Source organism: Pseudomonas sp. R25(2017), from assembly GCF_002112565.1.
GTDB classification, from domain to species: Bacteria; Pseudomonadota; Gammaproteobacteria; order Pseudomonadales; family Pseudomonadaceae; genus Aquipseudomonas; species Aquipseudomonas ekonensis.
This window is the reverse complement of record NZ_NEHZ01000005.1, coordinates 262,058-274,698: the sequence shown is the minus strand read 5'-3', so window position 1 is coordinate 274,698 and position 12,641 is coordinate 262,058. Positions and strand designations below refer to the sequence as shown.

Annotated in this window: 8 protein-coding genes; 1 reads left to right on the top strand and 7 read right to left on the bottom strand. The window is 65.5% G+C overall.

Translation table 11 applies throughout. From position 1 onward, the window contains the following. Positions 1 to 13 precede the first annotated feature (13 nt). The 7 genes from CAG31_RS08855 to CAG31_RS08825 all read right to left on the bottom strand — a co-directional run bounded on the left by CAG31_RS08855 (position 14) and on the right by CAG31_RS08825 (position 9,281). Complete coding sequence (locus tag CAG31_RS08855; RefSeq protein WP_085579969.1) at positions 14 to 1,372, bottom strand: class I adenylate-forming enzyme family protein; 1,359 nt, start codon at positions 1,370 to 1,372, stop codon at positions 14 to 16. Between the two features lie 32 nt (positions 1,373 to 1,404). Further along, positions 1,405 to 1,716, bottom strand: a complete 312-nt coding sequence (locus tag CAG31_RS08850; RefSeq protein WP_085579968.1) for a hypothetical protein — start codon at positions 1,714 to 1,716, stop codon at positions 1,405 to 1,407. A 40-nt stretch (positions 1,717 to 1,756) separates the two neighbouring features. Further along, entirely contained in the window at positions 1,757 to 2,563 is an 807-nt protein-coding gene (locus CAG31_RS08845; RefSeq protein ID WP_085579966.1) for an SDR family oxidoreductase, read from the bottom strand. Next, complete coding sequence (locus tag CAG31_RS08840; RefSeq protein ID WP_085579964.1) at positions 2,563 to 3,336, bottom strand: SDR family NAD(P)-dependent oxidoreductase; 774 nt, start codon at positions 3,334 to 3,336, stop codon at positions 2,563 to 2,565. Before CAG31_RS08840 ends, CAG31_RS08845 begins: the two co-directional genes overlap by 1 nt. Then, positions 3,333 to 4,514: an NADH:flavin oxidoreductase gene (locus CAG31_RS08835; protein WP_085579962.1), complete on the bottom strand. Its 1,182-nt coding sequence runs from the start codon at positions 4,512 to 4,514 to the stop codon at positions 3,333 to 3,335. Before CAG31_RS08835 ends, CAG31_RS08840 begins: the two co-directional genes overlap by 4 nt. Continuing rightward, positions 4,511 to 5,596 carry an AfsA-related hotdog domain-containing protein gene (locus CAG31_RS08830; protein ID WP_085579960.1) on the bottom strand — a complete coding sequence of 362 codons (1,086 nt, stop codon included), beginning with the start codon at positions 5,594 to 5,596 and terminating at the stop codon, positions 4,511 to 4,513. The genes CAG31_RS08835 and CAG31_RS08830 overlap by 4 nt, the downstream gene beginning before the upstream one ends. 73 nt (positions 5,597 to 5,669) lie before the next feature. Continuing rightward, a complete protein-coding gene (locus tag CAG31_RS08825) occupies positions 5,670 to 9,281 on the bottom strand; it encodes an indolepyruvate ferredoxin oxidoreductase family protein (RefSeq protein WP_256575479.1) in 3,612 nt (1,203 codons plus the stop codon). A 1,356-nt stretch (positions 9,282 to 10,637) separates the two neighbouring features. Here CAG31_RS08825 and CAG31_RS08820 point away from each other — a divergent pair. Then, a complete protein-coding gene (locus CAG31_RS08820) occupies positions 10,638 to 12,446 on the top strand; it encodes a monovalent cation:proton antiporter-2 (CPA2) family protein (RefSeq protein WP_085579956.1) in 1,809 nt (602 codons plus the stop codon). Positions 12,447 to 12,641: the final 195 nt, after the last annotated feature.

Below are 12,641 nucleotides of genomic sequence, written 5' to 3'. Positions count from 1 at the left end.
TGGCAATCGGGGCTCACGACCCGCTGAGGACGCCGGGATGGCGCATTTTCTTGAAACGGCTGGTGATCAGCGGCGTATCGCTGACGGACACCACCCTGGGCAATTGTTCCGGCGCCAGCACGCCGCGGACCTTGGCGTACAGCACGGCCTTGAAGTCCTCTAGCGCCTGGGGCGCCAGCAAGGTGAAGCGCGCCGCGACGATCTGGCCGAGCAACGGGTTGGGCTGGCCGTACACGACCACGTCGGACACGTTGTCGACGCCCATCAATACGCTCTCGACGTGCGCCGGGAACACCTTCTTGCCGCCGACGTTGATCACGTCCACCGCCCGCCCGGAAACCCGGAAAAACCCCTCGTGCTCATCCGTCAGGTCGTGGGTGATCAGGTAGCCGTCGTCCGTCAGGTCGCCGGGGCCGGTCAGGTAGCCGAGCATGTTGGTCGGCCCGCGCACCTGCAGAATCCCGTCGACGACCCGCAGGCGGTAGGCCGGATCCTCGATCTTCATCCAGGCGCTGTCGCCGGCCTTGACGTCGCACGGCAGCACGCCGATTTCCGACATGCCGTAGAGCTGGCGCAGTTTCACGTCCGGCAGCAGGTTGGCGATGCGCTGGATGGCTTCAGGGGAGCTCGGCTCGGAACCGAAGTAGATGCGTTGCAGGCTGCGGGTGTCCCACTTCTGGAACACGCCGGTGATCGTCGCCAGGTTCAGCAGCGTCGGCGACACGTGCAGCGTCTGCACCTGGAACGACTCGACGCAGCGGCCGACCTCCTGGGGCGAACGCTCCTTCGGCAGCACCAGGGTGCCGTGGGTCGCCAGCGCCTGCAGCACGGTGACCAGCCCGCCGATGTGGTCGAACAGCAGGAACGCCAGGATGGCGCCGCACCGCTCGGCATTCATGTAGCGGTCGAAGAACGGTGCCACACCGTGCACCACGCCTTTGGCGGGCCCGGTGGAGCCCGACGAAAACACGATGAAGCCGGCCTCGCGGCGCGCCAGCAGGCCTTCGACGGTCGCCGGCAGCGCACGTGCTTCATGGGCCGCGAACGCGAAGCCTTGGGAACCGCCGCCCGTCACGGTGAACCGCGCGCCCGACGCTTCGGCCAGGTGCGCCAACTGCTCGTCGGCCTTGGGCACCGACAGCGCGACCACGTTGTTGCGCAGCCACAGCGCGAACAGCATGCAGACGCTGTCGAAGCTGTAGTTGTCCACCAGCAGGACGCAGGCGTCGCTGATGCCGCGGGACGCGAGTTCCTCGCCATAGGCGTGGATCCGCTCATGCAGTTGGGCGTAGGAGAAACGGCCCTCGTCGCTGACGATGGCCGGCTTGTCCGCGCCGTCTTTCAGGTGATTCAGAAACTCGACAACTTGCATATCCACCTCTCGATAAAAGTGCGGTCGCCGGATCAGCTCGCTTGGGCTTCAAGCGCAGGCGACAGGCGGCTCATGACGTAGGCGGCCAGCGTGCCGAGCGTGGCGAACGGCGTGGCGGTCGGCGGCAGGTCGGAGGTGTCGGCGAGGTGGACCTCGACGCCGAACCGGCTGCGGATCTGCTCTTCGGTGTCGACGATGATCGACACCAGGGTCATGGAGTCGATGGTGCCTTCGATGCCATACAGCGGGCTGTCCTCGCCCCGGGACAGATCGATGGGCTCGGGCAGCAGCAGGTCCTGTTGCCGCACGACGGCTTCGACGAGGGTTTTGACGGTGTTCAGCATTCCAACATTCCTTTATTGGGGGTGCGCGTTCAGGGGTTCGTCAGGCTTGGGGCAACGGTTCCCGGGTTTTCTCGTGATGGGCCAGCACCGTGCGCATGTCGACGAACTCGCCGCTCTTCACCCCGTAGTCGGCGGGCGCGGCGATCACGTTGCGGATGTCCTCGGCGCGCTGGGCGGCGGAGACCATGTAACCGGGCACCAGGGCCCGTTGCTGCAGGGACAGCAGCTCCGGAAACTGCGCCGTCCGCTCGCTGAAGCTCACCTGCCGGGACAGCCCGGTGTTGACGTTGCACAGGCCCAGCACGGCGAAGAAGATCTCCGGGTTCTCTTGCGCATAGACACCGCCCAGCGCCTTGAGCGCCGCCTTCGACAGGCTGTAGGTCAGCGTGCCCGCACGGAAGCGCACCCCCGCCATCGACGCCGACAGCACGCAGGTGGCCGGCCGATGGGGCGAAGCCAGGACCAGGTCCAGAATGGCCTTGTTCGCCAGCACGTTGACGTTGAGCACGTGCTGCACCTCCTCCAGCGAAAACGCCTCGGCGCGAGCCGGCACGTTGCCGCTGACGCCGGCGTTGAGGAACAGCACGTCGACGCCCTGGCTCAGGATCTCGGCGAACGGCCCCTTGAACAGCTCGCCGATGTCGCCGGTCTTTGAGAGGTCGAACGGCCGGAACCGGAAATTCGGGTGGTTCATGAACCGGTACGGTTCGCGCCGGGCGGTGCCGAAGACGGTGCAGCCGTCCTGCAGGAGCCGCTCCACCAGCGCCTCGCCGATGCCGCTGCTCACGCCGGTGATGAACACCCGCTTGCCCGGCGTCCGGGCCGGGTCGCGCTCTGGCCGGCCCATCAGAATTTCCCGGCCGAGAAACCGCCGTCCACCGGCATCACAGTGCCGGTGACGAACGAGGCCGAGTCGCTGAGCAGCCACAGGATCGCGGCGGAAATCTCGCTGGCGGCGGCGAACCGTTTCATCACCGTGACCTGCAGTTTGTGCTTGGTGGATTCGGGGTTGGCCTTCAGGCGCTCTTCCGAGTTCATGCCGCCCATGGTCGGGCCGGGGCACACCGCGTTGACGCGCACCGAATGGCGCTCCGGCAGGGATTCCTCGGCGGACTCGATGGCGCACACCTGGGTCAGCATGTTCAGGGCGGCCTTGCTGGTGGAGTAGGCGCTTTGCTTGGCCACGCCGAGCAGGCCGGCGCAGGACGACACGTTGACGATCGCGCCGCCGGCGTGTTTCGAGATCAGGTTGGTCTCGTGCTTGAGCAGCAGCAGCGGGCCCAGCAGGTTGATCTCCAGCACGCGTTTCCAGTCGGCGAAGTCCATCTCGCGGATCGGCGCATGCTTGGAGGTCACGCCGGCGTTGTTCACCGCCAGGTCCAGCCGCCCGTGCCGGTCGTGGATGACGCGGAACAGCTCGGCCACGGAGGCTTCGTCGGTGACGTCGCTCTTGATGAAGGTGCAGTTGTCGCCCAGGCGGCTTTGCGCGGTCAGGCCGTCGTCCTCGTTGCGGCCGGTGATGTAGCAGATGCAGCCGGCTTCGACGAGTTTCTGGCTGACGTCGAAACCGATGCCGCGGGTGCCGCCGACAACCAGGGCGATTTTTCCGGTGAAGTTCATTTCAGGCTTTCCTCATAGTGCAATTGCAGTTTTTCCGGCCGCCGGTAATCCGGGTTGACGCAGCAGTACACCCGCTCGGCCATGGGATCCTTTTTGTCGCGAAAGCAAAACGCATCGCCCCGGCAGCGCGTGACCTCGGCGTCGCGGCCGGCCAGTTCCTTGGCGACGAAACGGTTGTCGGCCAGCATGGCGCGGCCGAACCCGATGAAGTCGGCGTCGCCGCAGCCGATGATTTCGTTGGCCTGGGCCACGCCGCTGACCGAGCCGGTGAAGCCCATCGGGATGCGCACGAACCCCTTGAGGTAGCGGCAGCCTTCGCGAGACATCGCCAGCGCCTTGTCCTTGTTCTTGAAGAAGAACGGAAAGGTCTCGCTGACGCCGGTGGAACAGGTGATGGCCGCCACCCCGGCGGCCTCCAGGGCGACCACCACATCGCCCAGCAGCACGGCCTGCTGCCCGTCCTCGCCCAGGCCGTCGTCGATGCCCAGGCGGACGGTGACCGGCACCCGGTCGCCGGTGGCCCGGCGGATGCCGTCGACGATGGCCAGCAGCAGCCGGGCGCGCTTGAGCGGGCTGCCGCCCCACTCGTCCTCGCGGCGGTTGGTGCGGGGCGACAGGAAGCTGCTGACCAGGTAACCGTTCGAGGCCTGGATCTGGATCAGCGCGGCGCCGGCCTGCTGGGCGTGCAGCGCAGCGGCGGCGAACTGGTCGATGCAGCGCAGGATCTGCGTGTGCGTCATCGCCACCGCCCGCGCCTCGGGAAACGCCTTGAGGATGGCGGGGGACGCGATGCCGCTGGGCGTCAGGATCTCGCCCTGCGCCGACGGCAACGCCTGCGGTCCGTAGTGCTGCAGCTGCACGCCCAGCGGAAAGTCGCGCTGGCGGGCCGCCTCGAACAGCGGGCGCAGGGCCTCGGCGTGGGCCGGCGACGTCAGCCGCAGGCCACGGCCGTTGTAGCGCGCCTCGGCGTCCACGCTGGCGTTGCCCAGGAAACCGAAGCCGCTGCCGCCGTACATCAGCGACTGGTAGACCTTGAAGAATTCCGGCCGGGGAAAGCCGTTCCCGTCGCACAGGTCCATGCCCAGCGACGAAAAGTACAGTCGATTCTTCGCGACCGCCTGCGCGCCGAAATGCAGGGCCACGGTGGCGGGCATCGGTTTGCCGGTGGTCACGGTCATTGCCTCAGCGCCCCGAGGGCCGCCTCGTCCAGGTGAACGAAGCCGCGCTTGATCATGTCGCTGAGGACCTGCAGGTCGTTGAAGCCCAACGTCGGGAATTCCCACGAGGTGTACTTGCCCTCGCCGACGCTGCGCACGGCGCTGGAGAACTCGAACTTGCCCTCGTAGCCGAGGTGCAGCGTGACGGCATCGATGAACCCGACCTCCGGCGTCGTCGTCACGCAGCCGTCCTTGCCCAGGCCCACCAGCAGCACGTCTGCCTTGCGGCCCTGGCTGTCGCTGAGGGTGCAGGTCAGCTTCGACTGGTGGATCGGCGTGAACCAATCGCTGGCGTGGATGAAGATGTTGCGGGTCTTCTCGAACAGGCGCATGTCGATGACGGTCGCCTTGGTGTCGATCGTGGCGAACAGGGTCTGGCGCTGATAGAACGAGACCCGGAAGAAGATCTTCTTCGGCGATTCGGCGTCGGTCGGGGTCATGTTGTCGACCACCAGCTCGATGGGGTACATCAGCTCGGCGTAGGCGAAGAAACTCGCGTTCAGCTCGTTGACGCTGACGGTGACATCACCCCGTGCATGGCCGGTGTGGTGGTAGAGGTGGTGATAGACCGCTTGGCGCGCCGCCTCGATGAACATCGTGCCGGGCACGTGCTCGTGGGACTTGCGGTAGAAGAAGTAGTTGTCGGCGTTGTTGATGAAACGGAACGAACTGGAGCGGCGGATGGCCGGGATCGCTTCGCACAGCTGCGCCACGGCCTGCTCAGGGTCGTCGCCCTCCAGGGCGCCCTGCGGGGCGACGATCTGGTAAGGCAGCGCCCTCACCCGTTCCCACTCGTTCTGCGCCTCGCCGCCTTCGGCGAACGCCGCGCCCAAGCGGTTTCGCTTCATGAGCTCGGGGGCCACGCCGAAGGCGGCCTGGCCGTCGGTGCCTGTACCGAAGCGGCGCGAGAGCGGGTTGTGCGCAGCGGCCGCCAGGGTCGCTTCGTCCAGGTGCAGCGGCAGCGCGACTTTCGGCGCGCAGATCAGAACGTCGTCCGCCGAGCCCTTGTGCAGCAGGTCGGGTGCAATGGTGTCGTTGTTCATATCGGTCAACTCATCCTTGAAGAGGTTATGGGCCTGCTCTCTTTCGGCAAGGGGGCCGGCAGCCCCCCGGCAATCACGACGCTTCCATCACATCGCGTTCGGCTTCGTTGCTGGAAGGCGCGGCATGGATCGCGGGCGGCACCCACGACTCGACGCCGGCGGCTTCGCGGTGGATCGGGACGGGGTGCTGGCCCAGCAGGATCTGTTCGATGAGCGCCTTCTCGCGCAGGCGCGCAGCGGCGATCGAGCGTTCCTTGACGTGGCCGTAGCCACGGATCGAATCCGGCAGGTTGGCCCAGGCGATGAACTGCGGCAGGTTCTCCTGGGTCAGTTCGGGCAGCAGGCGCTGCAGCATGGCTTCATAGTCCTGGATCAGGCGCCTTTCCTCGCGCCGCTCGGCGGACCAGCCCAGCGGGTCGAACCGGGTATGGCGCAGGACGCGGCCCTTGGCCAGGATCTTCAGGAACGGCAACACCCAGCCGGAGAACTCGGTCTTCTTCTGTTTGTCGCGCAGCCACGGCAAGGCGAAGTGGAAGGTCAAACGGGTGCGGCCTTCGAAGCGGCTGGCCAGGGATTGCAGGAAACGGTCAGAGGTCAGCAGCCGCGCCACTTCGTATTCGTCCTTGTAGGCCATCAGCTTGAACAGGTTGCGGGCGACCGCTTCGGTCAGCGCGCTGCCGTCGCCGACGGACGGCGCGGCGCGCACGATGTTCACCACGCGGCGGTAACGGGCGGCGTAGTCTGCGTTCTGGTAGTGCGTCAGGTATTCGCTGTTGCGCTCGATCAACCGGACAAGGCTGTCACGGGGGTTGGACGCAGCGCTGATGTCGTGCAGCGCGATGGTCTTCACGGCCTCGCCTGCGGTAGCGCTCGGGTCGAGGTAAGGCGCGACGAACGCGGCGTCCTGCGCCAGCAGCCGGCCCCAGGCAAAGGCCAGGTGGTTGGCGGCGGCGCTGCCCGCCAGGTCGATGGCCTTGTTCAGCGCTACCTGCGACACCGGCACCGTGCCGCGCTGCCAGGCGTAGCCCAGCATCAGCATGTTGGCCTGCATCGGGTCGACCAGGGTGTCCGCCAGTTGCCCGGCATCCAGGCTGTGGTAGTTGTCCGCGCCGACCTTTTGCTTGAGCAGGTCGACGATCGCCTGGGTCTCGATGCGCAGGTCGGTGCTGCGCAGCATCGCGCCGGTCTGGGTCTGCGCGCTGTTGGCGATCACCACGGTCTTTTCCGGCCGCAGCGTGGCCAGCGCATCGTCCTCGCTGGCCACGACCAGGTCGGCGGCCAGCAGCAGGTCGGCGCCGCCGATGTCGATGCGGTGCTGGTGCAGGGTCTGCGCCTGGTTGGCCAGACGGATGTGGCTCAGCACGGCGCCGCCCTTCTGGGCGAAGCCGGTGAAGTCGAGCACGCTGACTGCGCGGCCGTCCAGGTGGGCGGCCAGGGCGATGGTGCGCGCCACCGTGACGATCCCGGTGCCGCCGATGCCCACCAGGAGCATTTCGTAAGGGGTGTCGAGCGAACGGGACGGCAGCGGCGCCGCCAATGCCGCGGCCCGCGCCAGCACCTGGGCGCTGTCGGCCACCCGGCGCCGCTGTGCCCGCGGCTTGCCGGTCACCGTCACGAAGCTTGGGCAGAAGCCCTTGATGCACGACAGGTCGGTGTTGCAGGAATGCGGGTCGATGCGGCGCTTGGTGCCGAACGGCGTCTGCACCGGGGTCACCGACAGGCAGTTGGACTTGACCTGGCAATCGCCGCAGCCTTCGCACACCGCTTCGTTGATGACGACCTGGGTCTTCACCGCCGGGGCCGGCAATTGCTTCTGGCGTCGGCGGCCTTCGGTGGCGCAGACCTGGTCGAACACCAGCACGCTGACGCCGCGGGTCTGGCGCAACTGCAGCTGGACGTCCTCCAGCCGGTCGCGGTGATACAGCTCGATGCCGCCGGGCAGGCAGTCCTGTTCGCGGTAGCGCTCCAGGTCATCGGCCACCACGACGATGCGCTGGGCGCCTTCGGCCTTCACCAGTTCCACGGCCTTCTTCACCGTCAGCTTGCCGTCGATCGGCTGGCCGCCGGTCATGGCGACCGCGTCGTTGTAGAGCAGCTTGTAGGTGATGGTCACACCGGCGGCGATGGCTTGGCGGATCGCCAGGAAACCGGAATGGAAAAAGGTGCCGTCGCCGATGTTCTGAAAGATGTGCGGCGTCTCGACGAAGGGCGCCTGGCCGATCCAGTCCACCCCTTCCCCGCCCATCTGCACGCTGCCGCTGGTGGAGCGCTCGGGCATGCGCGCCGCCATGGCGTGGCAACCGATGCCGAGGCGCGCCTCGCTGCCCTTGGGCACCAGTGTCGAGGTGTTGTGCGGGCAGCCCGAACACAGGTAAGGCGTGCGCCGGATCCAGGCGTGGTCACGCGTCACCGCAGGCATGAGCCAGTAGGTCGGCATCTGCACCGCGATGCCCAGGTCCTGCAGCCGCTGCTGGAGCATCGCCGCGATCCGCGACGGCCGCAGCTCTTCGTGATCGCAGACCAGCGGCTGGCCGTTTTCGTCGGTCTTGCCGATGATCACCGCGCGCTGGTCGGCCACGGTGTTGTAGTGCTTGTGCTTGAGCTGCTCTTCGACGATGGCCTGCTTCTCTTCGATGATCAGCACTTGGTCGGCCCGCGTCGCCCACTCGTCCAGCACCGGCGACAACGGATAGACCAGGCTGATCTTGAGCAGCGCCACGCCGGCGTCTTCCAGCTGTTGCAGGGTGACGCCGCACTGCTGCAGCGCCTGGCGGACATCGCCGTAGGCCTTGCCGACCGCGCCGATGACCAGTTTCGGTTGTTCCGGTGCCGTGACGGCGGTGTCGAGCGGGTTGGCCAGGGCGAAAGCCCGGGCCGCCGCGAACTTGAAGGGCATGCGCCGTTCGATCTGCATGCCGGGCAGGTCCGGCCAGCGCCAGTGCAGGCCGTCCGGTCCCGGATCGACTTCTGGGGTGACGAACTCAGGCAACGGAGACGCGTCGACCGAGGTGGTCGCCTCCACCGTCTCGGTGATGGCCTTGAAACCCACCCACAGGCCGGATGCGCGTGACAGCGCCCAGCCCCACAGGCCGCAGCGTTCGTAGTCTTCGAGTCCGTTCGGGTGGATCACCGGCAGCCCCCAGGCGATCAGGGTGCGGTCGGACTGGTGGGACAGCGACGACGACACGCAGCCGTGGTCATCGCCGGTGACCACCAGCACGCCGCCCTTGGCCGAGGAGCCGTAGGCGTTGCCGTGCTTGATCGCATCGCCGGAGCGGTCGACGCCGGGGCCTTTGCCGTACCACATGCCGAACACGCCGTCGTAGCGTTTGTTCGGGTCGGTTTCGACACGCTGGGTGCCGATCAGCGCGGTGGCCGCCAGGTCTTCGTTGATCGCGGGCAGGAAGCGGATGTCCGATTTCTCCAGCGCGCCGCTGGCCTTCATCAGTTCCCGGTCCACACCACCCAGCGGCGAGCCGCGGTAGCCGCTCACGAACCCCGCCGTGCGCAGGCCGTTGGCCCGGTCGAGCGCGGCCTGGGTGAACAGCAGCCGCACCAGCATCTGTTGGCCGCTCAGGAAAATGCGTTCGCCGGGGGCCGCATCCTGCGCGTACACCGCGCGGCTGTCGTAGTGCTGGATACGCAGCGACGACGCCTGGGCCTGAGCGTTTGCCCCGTCCGGCACTGCTCCTTTGGATGCGCCGGCCGGCATCTGATCGGTCTGGGTTCGCTGACGCGCTGATCCAATGGAGTCTGAGTGCACGGTTTCAAGTCCTTATGAAAACTTCACATTAAATGTGCTTGTTTGCTCACCGCAGCAGGAACTTCCGGCCGCGCCATAAAACAACAGAGATGCAACTTCACAAATCAAAGGCGAACGAATGCACGAGCAATCATCAATTGCTCCAAACAACGCGCATACGCCTGCCTTCGCGGCATTAAGCGAAAAACATTGTTCTATTTTCAGGTGTATGACAGACGTTCTCCGCCGGCCAGACGAAAACCGTCGTTATTCGGGATCGATCAATTCAAAGTTCAAAGTTTCAACTCCTTGTGAAAACTTCATTTGAATGTCGCTGCGAAAGCGCCGGGCACGCAAGGGCCGGCCGCAGACGGGAGGTGTTTGCCGACGTCGGCCGGTCAGCGGAACGCTGCGGGCGACGGGCATGCGCTAGGCAAGCAGATGACCCGGCAACCGCGTGAGGCCGACGCAGCCCCGCTGACGGGCGGATCATGGATCGAATAGATGATGTCCGCATACAAGGCGGGCTGACGGAATGCGAGTACAAGGTTTCAAGTCCCTATGAAAACTTCACTGAAGATCGCTTGTCTGCCCATCCGTCCTGGATGCGGCTTCACGACGTGCTCTGCACACTTGGCAAATGTCATGACAACACAAGCGAATGACCGGAACCCACCTCTCCTGAAGTCGTGGTTCCGACGGGTTGAATCTCGGGTGACTTCCGGCGGTTTCTTATAATTGCCGTTAGTACTTTGTGATGCGGGAAAAATAGTAGAGTCAGGACAAACGCTTTGTCAATCATTGCAACGAAAGTTTAACAGCCGGGGCACATATGAACTATCCAGTACACTAATAAAACCTGAAACCATCGTTCCAGATTCAAGTCGACTTTAACGAATCAGCCGCCCACGGGCCGGGGACTTGATCATTATGTGACTTGAATCAATAAAAAGTCTCAAGATCAATGCCTGCTGTTTTTCGAGTAACTACTCGGTAACTTTTCAGCTGAATTAACCTAAGACCAAAGTCTAACTTTACATAAGTAAACGCTTTCGGATGCCACCTCTCCCTTGTGGTGTACATGAGTCCTGCGAACACCCGAGATGCCTGTGGGAGCTGGCTTGCCAGCGATGAGGCCAGTTCAGCCGACATCGAAGGTGCCTGACACACCGCCATCGCCAGCAGGCTGGCCCTCCACAGTGATCCGAGGGACAGTCGCACCAGGTCTGCGCCGGTGGTACGTCGCGGGGTGAGCCTTTATCCTTGCTCCCCCGCCGTACCGAGTTCTGGAGTTGTGCCATGCCCCATGAAGGCAACCTGTTGCAAGCCGCCGTCGTCTTTCTCTTCGCCGCCGTGCTCACCGTGCCGTTGGCCAAGCGCCTGCAGTTGGGCGCGGTGCTCGGCTATCTGTTCGCCGGGGTGATCATCGGCCCATCGGTGCTGGGCCTGATCGGCAATCCGCAGAGCGTCAGCCACATTTCCGAACTGGGCGTGGTGCTGCTGTTGTTCATCATCGGCCTGGAACTGTCGCCGCGACGTTTGTGGGTAATGCGCAAATCGGTGTTCGGCGTGGGCCTGGCCCAGGTGCTGCTGACCGGTTCGGTGATCGGCGTGGTGGCGTTGTCGGTGTTCGGCCAAACGCTCAACAGCGCCATTGTGCTGGGCTTGGGCCTGGCGTTGTCGTCCACGGCGTTCGGCCTGCAGAGCCTGGCCGAGCGCAAGGAACTGACCAGCCCCCATGGGCGGCTGGCGTTCGCGATCCTGCTGTTCCAGGACATCGCCGCGATCCCGCTGATCGCGCTGGTGCCGATGCTGGCCGGCGTCGATCACCACACCAGCGGCGCCGACGATGTGCGCCATAGCCTGCAGGTGCTAGGCAGCATCGCCGTGGTGGTGATCGGCGGGCGCTATCTGCTGCGTCCGGTGTTTCGCGTGGTGGCCAAGACCGGGCTGCCGGAGGTCTCCACCGCCACCGCACTGCTGGTGGTGATCGGCACGGCGTGGCTGATGGATCTGGTGGGCGTGTCGATGGCGCTGGGGGCGTTCCTCGCCGGTCTGCTGCTGGCGGACTCGGAATACCGCCATGAGCTGGAAGCGCAGATCGAACCGTTCAAGGGCTTGCTGCTGGGCCTGTTCTTCATCAGCGTCGGCATGGGCGCCAACCTCAGCCTGCTGCTGAGCGCGCCGGTCACCGTGGTGGGGCTGACGCTGCTGTTGATCGCCCTGAAGCTGCCGCTGCTGTTCGTGGTCGGGCGGCTGGCCGGCGGGCTGAGCAAGATCAGTGCCGTGCGCCTGGGCATCGTGCTGGCGGCCGGCGGTGAATTCGCGTTCGTGGTGTTCAAGATCGGCCGCGATCAAGGCCTGTTCGAACCGCGCCTGTACGACCTGCTGGTGCTGACCATCACCTTGTCGATGGCGCTCACGCCGCTGCTGATGCTGATCTGCGCGCGGCTGGTCAGCCCCAAGGTGCAGCCGGTGGAAGTGCCGGAGAAGTTCCGCCAGATCGACACCGACACCCCGCGGGTGGTGATCGCCGGCATGGGCCGGATGGGCCAGATCGTGGCGCGGATCCTGCGGGCGCAGAACATCAAGTTCGTGGCCCTGGACACCTCGGTGGAAACCATCGAGCTGTCGCGCAGCTTCGGCGGCGTGCCGGTGTTCTACGGCGACCCGATGCGTCCGGAAATCCTCAGCGCGGCCAAGGTCGGCGATGCGGAATACTTCGTGATCGCCACCGACGATCCGGAGACCAACATCAAGACCGCCGAGGTCGTGCGCAAGCTCTACCCGCACATGAAGATCATCGCCCGGGCGCGCAACCGTCAGCACGTGCACCGGCTGGTGGATGTGGGGGCCGAAGCGGTGCGCGAGACGTATTACTCCAGCCTGGAGATGAGCCGCCGCACCCTGGTCGGGCTTGGGTTGACCCAGGAACAGGCCGATGCGCGGATCAAGCGCTTCAAGCACCACGACGAACAGGTGCTCGAAGCCCAGCACGCGGTGTACGACGACGCGGCCAAGGTGCTGCAGACCGCCCAGGAAGCCCGGGCGGAACTGGCAAGGCTGTTCGAGTCGGATCAGTTGGAAGAGCAATCGCGCAAGGCCTAGGCCCATGCGGAGTGTCAGCCGTCGAAGAGGCCAGCTGTGCCGGCCTCATCGCTGGCAAGTCGAGTCGTCGCACCGCAGCTCCCACAGGGCTTTGCGGTGAGCCCAGATTCTGCAGACACCAGAGATCCCCTGTGGGAGCCAGCCTGCTGGCGATGGCGGTGTGTCAGCCACCGCCGAGGGCAGGCCGCTTCCGGA

Excerpts from the sequence above, each read along its gene's own strand:
- CAG31_RS08855 (WP_085579969.1), bottom strand. The coding sequence starts at position 1,372 with ATGCAAGTTGTCGAGTTTCTGAATCACCTGAAAGACGGCGCGGACAAG.
- CAG31_RS08850 (WP_085579968.1), bottom strand. The coding sequence starts at position 1,716 with ATGCTGAACACCGTCAAAACCCTCGTCGAAGCCGTCGTGCGGCAACAG.
- CAG31_RS08845 (WP_085579966.1), bottom strand. The coding sequence starts at position 2,563 with ATGGGCCGGCCAGAGCGCGACCCGGCCCGGACGCCGGGCAAGCGGGTG.
- CAG31_RS08840 (WP_085579964.1), bottom strand. The coding sequence starts at position 3,336 with ATGAACTTCACCGGAAAAATCGCCCTGGTTGTCGGCGGCACCCGCGGC.
- CAG31_RS08835 (WP_085579962.1), bottom strand. The coding sequence starts at position 4,514 with ATGACCGTGACCACCGGCAAACCGATGCCCGCCACCGTGGCCCTGCAT.
- CAG31_RS08830 (WP_085579960.1), bottom strand. The coding sequence starts at position 5,596 with ATGAACAACGACACCATTGCACCCGACCTGCTGCACAAGGGCTCGGCG.
- CAG31_RS08820 (WP_085579956.1), top strand. The coding sequence starts at position 10,638 with ATGCCCCATGAAGGCAACCTGTTGCAAGCCGCCGTCGTCTTTCTCTTC.